This window comes from Paenibacillus sp. PAMC21692, assembly GCF_014303795.1.
GTDB classification, from domain to species: Bacteria; Bacillota; Bacilli; order Paenibacillales; family Paenibacillaceae; genus Pristimantibacillus; species Pristimantibacillus agaridevorans.
The window spans coordinates 1,752,692-1,768,717 of sequence record NZ_CP060293.1 but is presented as its reverse complement, the minus strand read 5'-3'; the positions used below and the strand labels follow the sequence as shown (position 1 = coordinate 1,768,717).

Sequence of the window (16,026 nt, the reverse complement as noted above, 5' to 3'; positions counted from 1 at the left end):
TTCCCTCCCGTTTATCACTCTTTTACACTGCCCAATACAATGCCCGCCATAAAGTACTTTTGCAGAAAAGGATACACAAGCATAATCGGAATCGTAGCCATAAAAATCTGCGCTGCTTTTACCGTACGATCGGAAATTTCGTTGAGCAGCTTAGCTTGAACAGGATCGATATTGGCAAACGAAGAGGTGTTCAGTTTAACGACGACCGTCTGCAAGTAGCTCTGCAGCGGATACTTGTCCGGCGAGTTCATCAGAATCATGCCGTCGAACCACGAATTCCAATGCCATACGATCGTAAATAAGCCCACTGTAGCCAAAGCCGGCGTAGAAAGCGGGATGAAAATACTCCACATAATCTTCCAATGTTTCGCTCCGTCTACGAATGCCGCTTCTTCCAGGGCCTTGGGCAGCGCGCGGAAGAAATTAAGCAGCAGTATGCAATTAAATACTTGCACCGCGCCTGGCAGCACAAGCGCCCAAATCGTATCCATGATACCCGTCTGCTTGATCGTCATATACCAGGGAATTAAGCCGCCGTTGAACAGAATCGTAAAGACGAATATCCAGGCGTACAGCGTTCTCCCCGGGAAGGACTTCTCCTCCTTCGACAAAGGGTAAGCCACCAGTACCGTCATCAGCATGCTGATTCCCGTTCCTAACAAAACCCTGACGAGCGATACTCCGAATGCCGTAAAAAACTCGTCGCGAAGAAATACGAATTTGTAAGAGTTAAACGTCAGGCCCACCGGCCAAAGTTTGACCACTCCCGCAGCTGCCGAAGTCTTATCACTCAAAGATAGCGCCAGTACGTTAAGAAACGGAAAAAGCGCTATCAGGGAAACCATCGTTAGAAATCCATAATTAAATACATTAAACACGATTCTGGAAGCTGACATTCTACCAACCATAATCCTTCACACCGCTTTCTTAGAAAATTCGATAGTTGGCAAAACGGTATGCCAGCAAGTAGGAGATAGATATAAAAAGAAAGGAAATGACCGATTTAAATAAACCCACTGCGGTTGCTACGCCATATTGCGTGTCAATAATGCCAATTCGGTACACAAACGTATCCAGAATATCTCCTTGCGAATAAACCTGCGGGCTATATAGATTAAAGATTTGATCGAATCCCGCGTTCAGAACGTTCCCCAAGCTCAAGGTGGCAATTAATACGATAATCGGAAGCATCGATGGCAACGTAACGTTAAGCGTCTGCTTCCAACGATTTGCGCCATCGATCACCGCCGCCTCGTACAGGGATGGACTTGCGCTCGTTATCGCAGCGAGAAATACGATGGTATTAAATCCGATTTCCTTCCACAAATCGGTGACAATTACCGTGAAACGAAACCAAGCCGGGTCTCCGAGGAAGAAAATCGGCTTCAAACCAATGGATTGAAGGATCTGATTAACAATGCCTTGAGAAGGCGACAAAATATCGATTAATATGCCGCCCAGCAGTACCCAAGACAAAAAATAAGGCAAATATACAATCGTCTGAATGCTTCTCTTAAAAAATTTGAGCCGTACTTCATTCAACAGCAATGCCAATATAATAGGCGCCGTTACATTCAGCACAATCTTCATGCCGGCAATGACGATAGTATTGATTAATACCTGATTCGTATCCGGCAAGTCCCAAACATATCTGAAGTTGTCCAATCCGATGAAGGGCGACCCGAATAATCCTTTGGACGGCATAAACTTCTCGAAAGCAAGATATATACCAGCAATGGGTCCGTAGCTGTAAACCAAAACAAGCAATAAAGCAGGGACAAGCATCAAATGCAGCGGGATCACCCGCAGCCATTTTGGCGAGAACATATCTTTCCACCTCCGTAATCAACTTCCCGAAAATAAAGGAGAGGTGCAAAAAGGTGTCCCTTTCTACATCCTCCCTCATCTCAATAAACTATTTTAACGCCTCATACCATTCGTTCACTTCCTGCGTAATCCCATCTCCGCCCAACTTTTTCCAATCAGAGACGAATTGATCAAAGGCATCCAGCGGCAGTCCACCCATTATGATCTTGGTGAAGGTTTCCAGTTGCAGCTTATCCAATGTAGACTGCTTCTGGACCATAGTATCCGTCTTGGAGCCATAGTACAGATCCGCCAATCCTAGCTTGTTGTTCTCATAAAAGTCCAATATGCTAAGAGCTGTATCCTTAGGTCCTGCCCACATTGCGTTACCATAAGATGCTGGATCGTTGTCCGTCAAAAAACGTTGATAAATATCGTAATTACTTTTGACCTGCAAGTTTTTCAACGCATCCTGATCTCCGTTCTCCACAGCCGCTTTTACGCCGCGATAGATAGTAAGATTTTGTCCGGGATCGGACATGTACGCGGCCGCAAGTCTCCAGCGGATTACGCCATCCGGATTCGGGTCGGGTTGATGAAAGTTTGTATCAAACCCTCCCGTATCCCAACCATACTCTTTGTCTACATAATAATTGACCAGCTTAATCAGCGCTTCCGGATGTTTGGAGCCTTTTTTGAAGACTGTATAACCAGAGTTTACAGATTCTGGGTTTACGCCAATTCCAACGGAAGGAATAGCCGGCTCGTCATCTACCGATACGATCGGGTAAGGTTTCCAGACCGCGCTCGGGTCCTGTTTGAACGAGTCCGGCAGCGGATAGAAGGCATTCCAGTGCTGTCCGTAAAATAAACCGATTTTTCCCGCTACTACGGATTCGTTTACTTTCGTTCCGTCTTTTACGCCGAACTCGGGATCGATTTGCCCTGATTTAAACATTTCCTGCAGCTTTGCCAAGGCTGTTTTCATTTCCGGTTGAATACCGCTGTATGCCAGCTTTCCGTTATCGTCCTTAAGCCACAGATTTCGATAAGCGTGATAGCCTTCGAAGAAGCCCGTCAAGTCGTATAAGCCGCCGCTGTATACATCCTTGTTCAAGCCAATTCCGAAAGTATCATTTTTGTTGTTGCCATCCGGATCCCGGTTTGTAAATGCGTCGATGATTTGCAGAACGTCCTGCATCGTTTTCGGTTCCGGTAATTGAAGCTTGTCCAGCCAATCCTTGCGTACCCAGATCATGGAGGCGTTGTCAATGCTCGATGCCACGTAAGGGAGAGCCAGCACCTTCCCGTCAAATGTACTTGTCTTTAACGCCAAGCCGTCGTTTACGGCCAGAAATTTTTTCAATTGCGGCGAAGCGTACTTCTCGATTACTTCCGTTAAGTCCTCCGCCATATCGTTATCTACCAATTGCTTCAACTGCTTGGAATTTACCGGGATAATGTCCGGCAAATCGTTCGAAGCAATGCTGACATTGAGCTTCTGCTCTCCCGGGCCCCCCGGCTCGTCGCCCACAACCGACCAATTGACCTTCATTTCAATGCCTAAATCACGCAAATAACCGTCGATCCAAACGTTTTTCTCCGGCGTTTCCCCCGGCATAAATTTATCCGAAGCATTAAAAATTTTGACCGTAGACAATTTAATCGGTGGATCGTATTTGCCAAACGGGTCGGCGATATCTTCTTTTTGATTCGATCCCGTCTCCGTCGCATTCGTATCGTTCTGCGCCGGCTGCGTCGGCTCCGTTGTATTCGGCTTGCCGTTAGAGCATGCCGTAGCCAAAACTATCAAGGAAACAAGTGCGAATTGCGATATTTTCTTCCATGTACCTTTTTCCACTTTGCTGCCTCCCCTTTGCCCTCTTGTTCATTGGATGTCCGGACATCCGCTTTGTACAATTTCATTATAAAGAGCCTGTTCCAAGGGAGATATAGAACACTATTTACTTTTACGGGTTTTTATTTACGTCTTGAAACGGCTTGAAGGGATAGGAGAAAGGTTTGTCGAAAGGTATTCCAGCATTAGAGAAACAGAAACCAGGTGATTTCAATTCGAAACTACATTCCCAGCCGCTTTCCTATCCATTTGAAACTGATCGCGACTTTCCTCCTGGTTCTTACGCCTTTGTTCACGCTAAGTCTATTTATGAACGGGTACGGTTCCGCTACAGTCAGGAACGAGATCACCAATTCAATGCAATCCAAGGTTCACTTTTATAATCGCACGTTGGAAAATGAGTTTACCCGCATCATAAATTTGATGAAGGAGCTGACGAGCCATGACGATTTGGACTTGCTGAGCAATCGAAGCGAGATTACAAGTTATGATGAACGGAGAGTAACCATCAAAAGTATCCAAAAGGAATTGGCCTTCATCAAAGCAGCCAGCAACTATATCCTGACTGCCGAAGTTCATATTCCGGCTATCGACCGGACGATCTCCCAGAGCAGCTTCGGATCAATCGAGCAGGAGCGATTTCAAGCGTTGAATCAGGTTGCCAATATTTATGAATCCCCTTTCATACATTGGCAGGATCGCTTGTTTATCAGCCTGCCGTATCCAATTCAGTCGAATAACCTCAACCCTTCCTTTGTTTTGGACGTGGAAATATCGATTGATCAACTGGAAGAGGAATTTCGGCAATTCGCGGGTCAGTCTAGCAGCGGCATGCTGTGGATCAACTTCGATAACGGGTGGCAAATTCCCGCGAACAATCGGATTGGCCTAGCAAACGAAACCAATTTGCTTTATGACTCTATAAGTTCATTCCAAGGACTCAAACCGATCAAGCTGCAAGGCGATAATTATTTGTTGGCCACCGAGGAATCTCGCGTTCTGAGTACAACCTTGCTCATGTATGAGCAGGAGAAAACCGTTCTTGGACCGCTGCGGCTTTACCGGGTATGGTTCTGGCTCCTGTCCGTCCTATCGTTGATCGTCGTTCTCTTTGTCTCCTTCCTTATCTATCGATTGATTCATCGGCCGCTAAAAGTATTGATTCGTGGATTCAAGAAGGTAGAGCACGGGGATCTTAATGTTGCGTTCAACGATAACAGGCGTGATGAATTTCAATATTTGTACAGGCAGTTTAATGCCATGGTTCAAAACCTGCAACAGATGATTAACGAAGTCTACGAGCAAAAATATCGTGCGCAGCATGCCGAGTTACGGCAGTTGCAGTCCCAAATTAACCCTCACTTTTTATACAATAGCCTATTTATCCTGAACAGACTGGCGAAGAAAAGCAAAGATCAGGTTCAAATTGATTTCACTAAGTACTTATCCAATTATTTTCATTTTTTGACCCGCAACTCCAGTAGCGAAGTTCCTCTGTCCGAAGAGGTGGCCCACGCCAAAAACTATGTCGATATTCAAACGATCCGTTTCTCGCATCTGATACAGGTTCGTTTCGATCCCCTGCCGCTGGCAATGGAATCTATACTGGTGCCGCGTCTGATTCTTCAACCGATTGTGGAGAACGCCTACAAATACGGGTTGGAGCGTCGCGAGAGCGGAGCCCGCTTATCGATATCGTTCGAGACGAATGAAAGCGATGCCCTTATTTATATCGAGGATAACGGCCAGCATGTCGATGGGATTACCGTTCAACGGCTGCAAAAGGTGCTGGACGAATTCAATCTGTCGCAGGAAACGACAGGGCTGATCAATCTGCATCGTCGGCTAGTCTATCGCTTCGGTTCGGAATACGGCATCACCTTGACCATGGGATCGGAATGCGGATTAAAAGTCACTGTACGTCTGCCAATCGGTAGTCCCACTTCATAGAAGGATGTGTAACCCCTATGCACCGAGTTTTAATTGTCGACAATGAACCGATCATTGTGGATGGCTTGTTTGATTTGTTTTGTGAAGCGGAGGAACTGGAGCTCGATGTTCTGAAGGCTTATTCCGCGGCCGATGCCATTCAACAGCTTAATAGGCATGTAGTAGATATTATCTTTGCCGATATTCATATGCCCGGGATGAATGGAATCGAGCTTCAGCAGAAAGTAAAAGAAAGCTGGCCGCGATGTAAGGTGATTTTCCTCACCGGATTCAACGAATTCACCTATGTACAGGCCGCGATGCGAAACGGTGGAATGGATTACATCCTGAAATCGGAAAGCGACGAACGGATTCTGCAAGCTTTAAAAACCGCAATTGCAAGCATCCACGAGGCCAACGAGAAACATCGTTTTCTTACGGATGCAAAACGTGATATGGAATTAGCCAAACCCCTTCTGCAGAAACAATTCATGATTCGCGTTCTGGATGGCGAGCGGCAAGTCGCGCAATTGCATTTGGAAGAGCTCGGGATTCCGTTGAAATACGAGAAGCCGATTTTGCTCGTGCTAGGGAGAATAGATGAAGGACTGGAAAAATACTCATCCGCCGATCAACTTCTGATGCTGTTTGCGGTGCATAACATCGCTCAAGAATATTTGACGCACAGCATCGTTTTCCCCGTCATGTACGATTCTGCTAAGTTCGTATGGCTGCTCCAGCCTAAAGAGATTTCCAACGAGGATTGGGAAGGTTTGATTGTCGGTATTCATGAAACATTGGACGCGATTCAGCAAACGTATAAGCAATTATTGAAATTATCCATATCCATGGCCTCACACGATAACAACTGTTCCTGGGAAGAAGTCCCTTCGACATTCTTCCGACTGCTCGGCTTATTGCGGCGCGGTTTGGGTCTGGGCAAAGAAGTGCTGTTGACCGACGGTTATGCTGCGCCGATCCCGTTGACCATTGAAGCCTCCGACCAATTGCCGAACCCTCGCAGCAAGCTGAAACTGCTGGAACAATATTTGGATGAAGGCGCGTATGAACCGTTCTGCGTCCTCTGCCATTCCGCTTTGCGGCAGGCAACCTCCAACTATTACGATTACATGGATATGTATTATGGAATCTCTTCCTTGATTTTGTCCTATGTGACCCGCATGAATATCTCGCAGGAGACCGTATCCGGCTATGATCTCGAAGGACTGTTGCGAATTGAAGAGCAACCGACGTGGGAAGCAGCTTCCTATCGTTTACAGGACATCGTCAAGCAATTGTTCGACAACCGAAACCTGGAACGTGACGAGAACAATCACTTTATCATCAATCGTCTGCATCGTTACATCCTCAATCATCTCGGAGACGACCTTTCCCTAAACATGTTATCGAAAGTTGTGCATCTGAATGCGTCTTATTTATCCAGACTGTATAAGCAGGTTACAGGTCATGGACTTGCGGAATATATTACGGAGAAAAAGCTGGAGAAAGCCATGGACCTCTTGAAACAAACCTCTTTAAAAGTCCATGAGATCGCCGGTCAAATCGGATGGGAGTCGGGGTATTTCATCAAAATTTTCAAACGGAACACTAAGATGACCCCCCAAGAATTTCGCGAAAAGATTACTTAACCATACGCATTTGGAACGTCCCTTCGATCAAAAACAAAAAGGCATCCCGTTAAAACGGGAGCCTACGACGGAGGCGTATTCATCTTGCCAAGCCGAGTAGCTTTAACTAATTGTCGAACGACCCCCGGCAGTCGACTTGCGGCCGTGGCGGCCAGCATCGAAAACGCAGGATGGCCTGCCGTGCGCTGAAGCAACCGTCCCCACCTGAGCGGTCCTCGAAATTGCCGGGCGATCGCCCCTTCATAATCGCGCCTCCACTGCTCTCGCGTCGCTTCGCCCCTCAAAAACAGATCGGCCGACTCCGCGCAGAGCTCCGCGGAACGGATCGCCATCGACATGCCGTCCCCGCACAGCGGCGGTATCGTCACGCAAGCATCGCCAATCAAGGGGATGCCGTTCCAGGCGAGCGGAGCGTCATAGAGGCGCACTGGCGCAATCGCCGCTTGCGATTCCTCAAGGGGGAGGGCCTCTTCCATCCTTCTTGCTAACGCAGGGTGACGAGCCTCGGCTTCCTTGAGCCAACCGATCACCGTCGAGGGCGAATGCCGGAAGGCGCGCTTGTCCAACAGCGCCGCTGCGTTAACGATGCCCTGCCCGGCAGAAGACAGCCCCAGATAACCGCCTTCAAAAAAATAAAGCTCCAAATCCCCGTCCATCTCGATGCCGGACACATGCATCTTGATGCCCATGTACGGACATGGCGCAGGACGCCGGCGCACCGCGTCCGGAAAATCCGGTACGCGGCCGTTCCCTCCCCATGCGCCGATTACGGTCCGCGATCGAATCGGGGCCGACTTGGCGCCTTGCCGCGTCTGCAGCTCGTACCCGTCGCTCGCCAAGTGGGCCGCAGCAACGGCGGTTTCCGTCACGACTTCGGCTCCCGCAAGCCTCGCTTCCTCATGCAGAGCTTCATCGAGACGGTAGCGGCTGATGCCCCATGCCGGACCAGGCAAGGGAGCGACAATCGAAGCGCCGTTTCCGAGGATTAGCCGGGCACGACCAATGACCGCCGGCCCCAGTGACTGCAGGCAGTCTCCAAGTCCCAAGGCGATCAGCGAGTCGACCGCCTCGGGAGATAGAAACTCCCCGCAGACTTTATGGCGCGGGAACGTCCGGCGATCGATGAGCGCCACCTTCCAGCCTCTCCGCGCCATCAGAATCGCCATGCAGCTGCCGGCTATTCCCGCACCGAGAATGGCAACGTCCAACGTCCCGCGATCACTCATCTGCGACGCCCCCCGGTTTTGCCGCAATGGTAACAACATAGCGAAACAAAGGCCGCCAGTTGCAGGTCAGCCCGGGCGAGCCCAGCGCCTTGTCCAATTGCTCAAAGTCCTCCGCGCGGAACCCTTTGGCAACGGATAATGGGCCATCATTGCGAATATACCGATTGGTTGATACCAGTCGGGCCGCGAGCCATACGGCCGCCCAAGGCAGCCAGTGCCGATGAATATCCTGAATAACGATGCCGATTCTGGAGGCCCGCAGCATGGCGGAAGCGACTTCCGGCAGCTCCTCGGATGCAAAATGATGCAGAAACTGCGAGCCCGTCACGATGTCGGCCCCCCGCGCATCAAGATCCGCCAAGTCGCGGCATATTACCGAGACCCGGGGCTCGTCCGCAAAATAGGCGGCCGCTTCCGAGCAGGCCTCCGGCGTCCGATCGGCGAGCGTCACCGTCAGTTCGACGCCCTGCGCATCGGCCCACCGGAGCAAAGCCGCATTGACGTCGCCGGAGCCCGCCCCGATATCGAGCACCTCCAATCGCCGCGGCTTGCCCGCCTCCGCCCATAAGCGGCTAACTCCGAACAAGGTAGGGGCCGCCGCGCTAAAGAGTCGGTTCAACCTGCGCAGATGCCGCAGCGCCTCCCTGAGCTCCTCTCCGCCCTGCGACCGGTCGTCCATCAGCTCGTAAGCCGAGGCGCGTTCGCGAAACGTCCTAAACATAGGCGCTCATCCCTGCTTTTGCGCCGATCGCCGCACCGTCCTCCGAACCAGGCAGATAGGCAATCGGTACGATTTCGCAAGAAAGTCCCGGACCAAAGGCAAGACAAAATCCCTCCGTTCTATCGGCTCCTTCCCGAATAAACGTGTCACGGATCGCCTTAAGCACGAACAAGATCGTCGCTGAGGACATGTTTCCATAATCGCGCAGCACGTCGCGGCTAAACCGGGTATGGTCCGGGGACAATTCCAGCGCTGCTTCAAGCTCGTCGATAATGCCCTTCCCCCCGGGATGGATCGCCCAAACTCCCGGAAACGGCTCCCCGTCCTGCATAAGCGGAGCAAGCTGGCCGGGAATCCTCTCCCCAATCAGCTGGGAAATGCGTGGGGACAAAAACAGATCGTATCCGTGATTGCCGACCTCCCATATCATCTCGCCGGCCGTACCCGGCATCAGGCTGCTGCGCGCCTCGCCAAGCGCGAAGACCGGACCATCCCCCGACTCCGCTCTCCCGATGACGCATGAGGAAGCGCCATCGCCAAAAAACGATGCTCCAAACAGCGCCTCGCGATCCGATGTCGATTGCATATGGATCGTGCACAGCTCCACGCTGACGATCAGCGCAACGGCGTCCGGATGTCCGGCGACGATGTCCCGCGCCATGCCGATCGCTTTAAGACCGGCCGCGCAGCCGAGAAAGGTCAGCGGAATGCGGTTGACCGAAAGGGGAAGGCCAAGCTGCCGAACGAGCGTCGCATCAAGTCCCGGCAGAAATTGCCCGGTACAACTGACCGTGAGCAGATGGGTAACGGCCTCCGGTCCGATATCGGCATCGGTCATGGCCTTCTTGGCCGCCTGCAGCGCCAGCGGAATCGCCTCTTGCTTATAGGTCGCCATTCGATCGGCCGTAGTCGGAACCGGCAATCCGGACAATTGGGCGAAATAACGGTTGTTCTCGGCTGGCTCGAGCAAATCGGGCTCGCATGTATAGCGGGTTTGGACCCCGCATTTCTTAAAAATCCGTTTGGCCCAGCGTGCGGCGTCCGGCGCCCCGCTAAGGGCGTGCGTCAAACGCTGCGCCGTGTCGGTCTGATCGAGTACATATCGGGGCACGGCTGTGCCAATGCCTAACATCGCAATCGTTGCCGCAGAAAGATGCATCGTATTTCAACCCCTCTTCAATAGAAATAAGACATGCCTTCCCTAAATCTATTCTTTATGAAGAGGTATTATGATAAAGAGACTTGGGATTTCAAATCGAGCCCTCTCGACCTCCCTGCTTATACTCGTTCGGCGACATGCCGGTCTCTTGCTTGAACACTTTGGCGAAATAGGAGTAGTTCGCATAACCGACCTTCTTCGCTACGGCGAACACCGACATCGTCGTCGTACGCAGCAATTGCTTGGCTGCCGCGATTCGGGCGCTGATGACATAGGTACCCAGCGATACGCCCGTTTCCTTTTTAAAGATCCGCGCCAGATAGTCGGGGTGGAGGTAAAAGACCTCAGCCAGACTAAGGCGGGTCAAGTCCTCGCCATAATGCGAATGTATATATTGTTTGATCTCCTCGGCAACGGTTGTAGGCTGCTCGGCGAAATCGCGGTAGGACAAGGCCGTCGTCACCAAATGCTGCAGGTAAGCCTCCATATCCTCGATCGAATGCAAAGATTCGGCCAAAAGCCGCTCGCCTGTCTTGCCTTTGTACAATTGATGCGCCTGAATGCCTTTGGACTTGAGAAAGGCGTAGACGAGCTGCATCATATCGAGCTGGAACAGGCCCAGGATGGAGACAGTGATATAGTTGCGAGAGGATAGAAAGCTTAAATACGAGGACGTCTCCCGCAAAAAAACATCGGGCTGGCTCATCTCCAGCAGCCCCTCCAGCCGAGGCAGATCCGGAGGCGTGTAACCTTCCTCAGCCGGATCAATAACGTCGCTCGCGGCAAAAACCCGATTGCGCCGCTTGGCAATCCCTTTGTTCAGTTGCAGCAATTGCCTAATGCTTGCGCCGAACTCCTCAAGACTTGACGGCATGCCGATGATGCAGCAGGCATCGCATTTCAGCGAGCGATTGGCTTGCTGGATAAACGATGCGCATAACTCCTCGAGCAATCGAGAATTCGGCGCCCCCTTCCATTTCAGCACGGCAATCCAATTATTTTCGCTGTATTCCAGCGTCGTCTCCACCGTAAATTCCGCATGCTGGTAAAGCTCGTATAAAACGTTTAGCAGCGCAAAATCGAACAGATTTTTTTCTTCCATCCCCATACTGCCCGCCGCATGAAAAAAATTAAGCAACACCGGCTGAACAAAATCATCCATGCCGTATGACAGATTTTGTTCCCGGGCCGCGCGGGCAACGTCGTCGGGCCTCAAAGGGGCGGAAACGCTGTCGCTGATCAGCTTGCGCCAGAAGTGCTCCAGCATCTTCGCCTGATTGCGTTTCCAGTAATACCCCTCCTGAATGGCTTCCTCCTCCCGCTGCTGCTCCTTGGCCCGGTCGACCGCTTTCCCAATAATGAGCATAAGCTTGTCGAATTGAATCGGCTTCAAAAAATATTCGAAGCTGCGCAGCTCGATCGCCTTCTGCGCATAGTTGAAATCGGCGTAATTGGTAAGCAGAATAGCCTGCACGTTGTAACGCTCCTCGCGAATCCATGCAAGAAGCTCAAGCCCGCTCCCTTGCGGCATCTCGATATCGGATATAAGTATTTGGATCGGATGCCGTTGCAAAATGTCGCGCGCCTGCGCCACATTATGGGCCGTGTGCACCGTGTCTACGCCAAGCGAGGCCCAATCGACCTTCTTCTCCAGCGCCGTCACCACAAAGTAGTCGTCATCTACGAGCAATGCTTGCATTCGGCTGACCTCCTGTCTCGGATGGATGGGCCGGAAGCTCCGGCAGGTACAGCGTGACGCCGGCTCCGCCGCCGGCGCGGTTGCGGAAGCGCACGGCCGCGCGTCCGCCGTACAGGGACTCCAGTCGCTGAATCGTATTCATGATGCCGATCCGCGTTCCATGCGTCTGGTCGAGCGGCTGTCCTTGGCGCAGCTTCTCCAGGACATGCGGCGGGAATCCCGGGCCCGTATCCGTGATCCGGATGACGGTCGCGAGCTCCCCCCCGATCCGGCGGCGTCTGACGATCAGCGTTATGAGCGACTTCTGATCCCGCGAGACCGCGTATTTGATCGCATTCTCGATAAAGGTCTGCAGCACAAGCGGCGGTATCGGCAGTTCCGGCACCTGCTCCGCTCCTTCTATTTGGTAAAGAAAGGCGTCTCGATAACGATTCTTCTGAATTTCGAGATAGATGCGGACATGCTCGATTTCGTCTTCCATGCGGACAAAGTCCTGGCCGTTCTGAAAGATGTATCGGAAGTAGATCGACGTGGACATCGCCATCTGCTGGATCTCTTCGGTCATGTCCATCTGCGCCATGCTGTGTATGGTCGTCAGGCAGTTCAGGAAGAAGTGCGGCTTGATCTGCAGCTTCATATAATCCAGTTGAATGCGCTGCTTTTCGATTTCCCGTTCGTAAATATCTATTTTGTACGTTTTGATTTGCTGAACCAGCCCCGTGAACTGCTTATTGGCTTTCTCCAGCTCGGCGATATTATTGCTCGCGATGTCGATCGGTTCGCCATCCTCGGTCCAAAAGGCCAGATTGTACGAGAAGCTTTTGATCGGCTGCAGCACTTTGTTTCGGAAATAAAGCATGATAAAGCTTAAGGAGCAGGCCACGATAACGGCCATCAACATGATAAGCAGCTGGGCGATCATGATTTTTTCGAAAGCGCCGAATTGGATGACCAGCCTGACGAAAAACGATGCGTTGTCGAACTCGCCTTTAACGGTCGTTTTGGTCTGGAACGGCATAAGCCAAGCGTAACGCCCCTCCTCGACATGGGCACGCTTTCCGTTGTTCGACATCGGACTCGTCACGAGGCTCCCGTCCTCGGTCCATAAGGAGGCGTAACCTTTCTCGCCCAGATTGATTTGGCGCAGCGGCTCAATCAGATCGTCGGCCGCAATCAGGCAGATCATATAGTTGCCGTGGTAAAGGAAAACATTAAGGATATAAAATGTCCCGTCCAGTTGGACAGTCGACCAGCGGGAATAAAACGGATCGTAACCGACACTCTTATCCATGTAAGTGTTCATCTGCCCCTTCAGCTCTTGAAATTCCTTGTACGTCAAGCCCATCGGCGCCACGTTGAGCATGATGTCCTTCTCGCTAAAGAAGAGAAAAAAGTTGTAATTGCGGTCGTAACTTTTTTGAAGCTCGACGAATCTTCGGAATAACATATCGTTGGCTTTGATGAATTCGGTGTCGTTCAACTCATGCGTGCTCATGATATTGACATTGTCGTCGTTGGCCAGCGTCCATCCCATGAAGTGGTTGATATAAGAGAAATCTCCGTTAATCCTGTTGATGTACAAATACGCCGTGTCCCGCAAATCCCGCGCGGATTGCTGCTTGACGATCGCGATCGTCGCGAAGCTGATGATAAGGTCCAGAATCAGCGCGGATATGGAGATGATAATAATGATCCTGACATAATGTTTGATCGGATACAGCTTGTTCTCGGCCCGTTCCGCCACCTGCTTCGCAGCTCCCTTCGATCGTCCTCGCGTCACCGCCATGTATAGCGTTGTCAGATGATTATAATACCGGAAATCGAAAATGCAACCCGGTTGCTCCGCTCCTGCCGCGAAATGTCCGGAATGGACAGTAAAAAGTCTGGATTAGGCTATATTTCATGCCGGACCGTAGCGAGAAAAGGGAATCCGCCTCCGCAAAAGGTCCAGATATGTCCTTTAGATGGTCCAAATCGTATCGCCAGGGGTCCGTATAATCAAGGGCGAGGGGAAGAAATCGAACAGGGATGACCCATCACACAGCAATAGGAGGTTCGGACACTTGATCAATCATTCATCGAAGGGCCATCTGCAGCGGTATATGCTCCGAATCGGCAAAAACTGGGGGCTGTACTTGCTTTTGCTCCCGGCAGTCACGCTGCTGTTATGTTTTACTTATAAGCCGATGTACGGGGTCATTATCGCGTTTAAGGATTTTAAGCCGGCTTTGGGGATTATGGAGAGTCCCTGGGTGGGACTCAAATACTTCGAAAAGTTTTTCCAGTCCTATCAATTCTGGATCACGATCAAAAATACGGTACTGATCAGCTTGTACAGCTTCGCGATGTTTCCGATTCCGATTATATTCGCCATCCTGGTGAATCAACTGCGAGCGAACCGGTACAAGCGGGTATTCCAGACGATCACTTATATGCCGCATTTCATCTCTACCATTGTAATCGCGGGTCTCATGATGATTCTGCTGTCTCCCGGCAACGGTCTCATGGGCAATCTGTTCCGACTATTCGGCGCGGAGGCACCCAACGTCATGGGCTCGGCGAGTCTGTTCAGCAGCATTTACGTCTGGTCCGACGTCTGGCAGCATACGGGCTGGGACAGCATTATCTACCTTGCGGCGTTGTCGGCGGTCAGTCCAAGCCTGTACGAGGCGGCAACGGTGGACGGCGCAACGCGCTGGCAGAAAATATGGTATATCGACATCCCGATGCTCATCCCGACGATCGTTACTCTATTGATCCTGAGAGTCGGCGGCTTGCTCGGCGTCGGCTTCGAGAAGGCGTATCTCTTGCAGAACAATTTGAATATTTCCGGCAGCGAGGTCATCTCGACGTACGTGTACAAAATCGGATTGCTCAGCTCGCAGTACAGCTTCTCGGCAGCCATTAATCTCTTTAATACGCTCATTAACTTTGCGCTGCTCATCTTGGTCAACCAAATAGCCAAAAAATATTCGGAGAATAGTCTCTGGTAACAGAAAGGAGGACAGACAGCCATGGAGACTGCAACGAATCATGTTCTGCCTGCTATTAAGAGAAAGCGCGATAACGACAAGCTGCTGGAAACGTTATTGTATACCTGGTCCGTCATTGTGCTTATCCTTGTATTATATCCGCTTTATTTTATCGTTATCGCGTCTTTCAGCGATCCGTCGGCCGTAGGCAACGGGAAAGTGTGGCTCTGGCCTCAAGGATTTACATGGGACGGCTACAAGGAGTTGTTCAATCATTCGAATATATGGATCGGATACCGGAACACGATAGCCTACACGGTTGTCGGCACCGCAATCGGGCTCGCGGTCAACCTGTCGGCGGCCTACGCCTTGTCGAGGAAGGATCTGGTCGGCATCAAGCCGCTGTCGTTTTTCTTTATTTTCACCATGTTCTTTAACGGCGGCCTGGTGCCTACCTTTCTGACGATCCGCGATTTCAATCTGTATGATACGTTCCTGGTCATGGTGCTTCCGTTCTCGGTCGCCGTATTCGACATCATCGTGGCGCGCACCTTCTTCCGCACGGGTATACCGGCCGAGCTATGGGAAGCCGCGCAGATCGACGGCTGCGGCAATCTTCGATTCTTTGCGCTCATGGTGCTGCCGTTGTCCAAAGCCATCATTTCGGTGCTCGCCTTATGGTTCGCGGTCGGCCATTGGAACTCCTACTTCAACGCGCTTATCTACTTGCAAAATAAAGATCTTCATCCGCTTCAACTCGTGTTGCGGGACATTTTGGTCACCAATCAGATGCAGAACGCGCTGGGTACGGGAGAAGCGGCCCAAATCGCGCTGCGCCTGGCCAATTTGCTTCGTTACTCCGTCATTATCGTCGCGACGCTCCCTATTATGTGCCTCTACCCGTTCGTGCAGAAGCACTTTAACAAGGGGGTGATGATCGGCGCCGTCAAGAGTTGATAAGCAGCGGGAATGCATGGCGTGTTACACTAATTCTATTAAAGGGGAGT

General features: G+C 51.2%; 12 protein-coding genes. 4 read left to right on the top strand and 8 right to left on the bottom strand.

Annotation, left to right across the window (positions count from 1 at the left end; all coding sequences use genetic code 11):
- Window positions 1-14: 14 nt before the first annotated feature.
- From H7F31_RS07085 to H7F31_RS07075, 3 genes are all read right to left on the bottom strand, one after another.
- Window positions 15-908 carry a carbohydrate ABC transporter permease gene (locus H7F31_RS07085; RefSeq protein WP_187103560.1) on the bottom strand — a complete coding sequence of 298 codons (894 nt, stop codon included), beginning with the start codon at window positions 906-908 and terminating at the stop codon, window positions 15-17.
- A 19-nt stretch (window positions 909-927) separates the two neighbouring features.
- Complete coding sequence (locus H7F31_RS07080) at window positions 928-1,827, bottom strand: ABC transporter permease (RefSeq protein WP_187103559.1); 900 nt, start codon at window positions 1,825-1,827, stop codon at window positions 928-930.
- Window positions 1,828-1,915: 88 nt separating this feature from the next.
- On the bottom strand, window positions 1,916-3,667 hold the full coding sequence (locus H7F31_RS07075) for an extracellular solute-binding protein (RefSeq protein WP_187103558.1): 1,752 nt from the start codon (window positions 3,665-3,667) through the stop codon (window positions 1,916-1,918).
- A gap of 354 nt (window positions 3,668-4,021) precedes the next feature.
- Here H7F31_RS07075 and H7F31_RS07070 point away from each other — a divergent pair, with 354 nt between their 5' ends.
- Complete coding sequence (locus H7F31_RS07070; RefSeq protein WP_187103557.1) at window positions 4,022-5,614, top strand: sensor histidine kinase; 1,593 nt, start codon at window positions 4,022-4,024, stop codon at window positions 5,612-5,614.
- 17 nt (window positions 5,615-5,631) lie between these two features.
- Window positions 5,632-7,242 (top strand): response regulator transcription factor, encoded by a 1,611-nt coding sequence (locus tag H7F31_RS07065; protein WP_187103556.1) that lies wholly within the window; start codon window positions 5,632-5,634, stop codon window positions 7,240-7,242.
- A 62-nt stretch (window positions 7,243-7,304) separates the two neighbouring features.
- Here H7F31_RS07065 and H7F31_RS07060 read toward each other — a convergent pair whose 3' ends face one another.
- The 5 genes from H7F31_RS07060 to H7F31_RS07040 form a co-directional block, all read right to left on the bottom strand.
- A complete protein-coding gene (locus H7F31_RS07060; protein WP_187103555.1) occupies window positions 7,305-8,468 on the bottom strand; it encodes an NAD(P)/FAD-dependent oxidoreductase in 1,164 nt (387 codons plus the stop codon).
- Complete coding sequence (locus H7F31_RS07055) at window positions 8,461-9,189, bottom strand: methyltransferase domain-containing protein (RefSeq protein ID WP_187103554.1); 729 nt, start codon at window positions 9,187-9,189, stop codon at window positions 8,461-8,463. Before H7F31_RS07055 ends, H7F31_RS07060 begins: the two co-directional genes overlap by 8 nt.
- Window positions 9,182-10,348 carry a type III polyketide synthase gene (locus tag H7F31_RS07050; RefSeq protein ID WP_187103553.1) on the bottom strand — a complete coding sequence of 389 codons (1,167 nt, stop codon included), beginning with the start codon at window positions 10,346-10,348 and terminating at the stop codon, window positions 9,182-9,184. The genes H7F31_RS07055 and H7F31_RS07050 overlap by 8 nt, the downstream gene beginning before the upstream one ends.
- 91 nt (window positions 10,349-10,439) lie before the next feature.
- On the bottom strand, window positions 10,440-12,047 hold the full coding sequence (locus H7F31_RS07045; protein WP_187103552.1) for a response regulator transcription factor: 1,608 nt from the start codon (window positions 12,045-12,047) through the stop codon (window positions 10,440-10,442).
- Window positions 12,025-13,791, bottom strand: coding sequence for a sensor histidine kinase (locus tag H7F31_RS07040; RefSeq protein WP_261800333.1), 1,767 nt, complete (start codon window positions 13,789-13,791; stop codon window positions 12,025-12,027). Before H7F31_RS07040 ends, H7F31_RS07045 begins: the two co-directional genes overlap by 23 nt.
- A 358-nt stretch (window positions 13,792-14,149) precedes the next feature.
- On the opposite strand from H7F31_RS07040, the gene H7F31_RS07035 reads away from it, so the two are divergent.
- Both H7F31_RS07035 and H7F31_RS07030 read left to right on the top strand, forming a co-directional pair.
- Window positions 14,150-15,040 carry an ABC transporter permease gene (locus H7F31_RS07035; protein WP_087572162.1) on the top strand — a complete coding sequence of 297 codons (891 nt, stop codon included), beginning with the start codon at window positions 14,150-14,152 and terminating at the stop codon, window positions 15,038-15,040.
- 21 nt (window positions 15,041-15,061) lie between these two features.
- The gene (locus tag H7F31_RS07030; RefSeq protein ID WP_187103550.1) at window positions 15,062-15,976 is read left to right on the top strand and encodes a carbohydrate ABC transporter permease; all 915 of its coding nucleotides are present in this window, start codon (window positions 15,062-15,064) and stop codon (window positions 15,974-15,976) included.
- The last annotated feature ends 50 nt before the right edge of the window (window positions 15,977-16,026 follow it).

Coding starts and splice junctions, on each gene's coding strand:
- H7F31_RS07085 (WP_187103560.1), bottom strand. CDS start 908: ATGGTTGGTAGAATGTCAGCTTCCAGAATCGTGTTTAATGTATTTAAT.
- H7F31_RS07080 (WP_187103559.1), bottom strand. CDS start 1,827: ATGTTCTCGCCAAAATGGCTGCGGGTGATCCCGCTGCATTTGATGCTT.
- H7F31_RS07070 (WP_187103557.1), top strand. CDS start 4,022: ATGCAATCCAAGGTTCACTTTTATAATCGCACGTTGGAAAATGAGTTT.
- H7F31_RS07065 (WP_187103556.1), top strand. CDS start 5,632: ATGCACCGAGTTTTAATTGTCGACAATGAACCGATCATTGTGGATGGC.
- H7F31_RS07060 (WP_187103555.1), bottom strand. CDS start 8,468: ATGAGTGATCGCGGGACGTTGGACGTTGCCATTCTCGGTGCGGGAATA.
- H7F31_RS07055 (WP_187103554.1), bottom strand. CDS start 9,189: ATGTTTAGGACGTTTCGCGAACGCGCCTCGGCTTACGAGCTGATGGAC.
- H7F31_RS07050 (WP_187103553.1), bottom strand. CDS start 10,348: ATGCATCTTTCTGCGGCAACGATTGCGATGTTAGGCATTGGCACAGCC.
- H7F31_RS07045 (WP_187103552.1), bottom strand. CDS start 12,047: ATGCAAGCATTGCTCGTAGATGACGACTACTTTGTGGTGACGGCGCTG.
- H7F31_RS07035 (WP_087572162.1), top strand. CDS start 14,150: ATGCTCCGAATCGGCAAAAACTGGGGGCTGTACTTGCTTTTGCTCCCG.
- H7F31_RS07030 (WP_187103550.1), top strand. CDS start 15,062: ATGGAGACTGCAACGAATCATGTTCTGCCTGCTATTAAGAGAAAGCGC.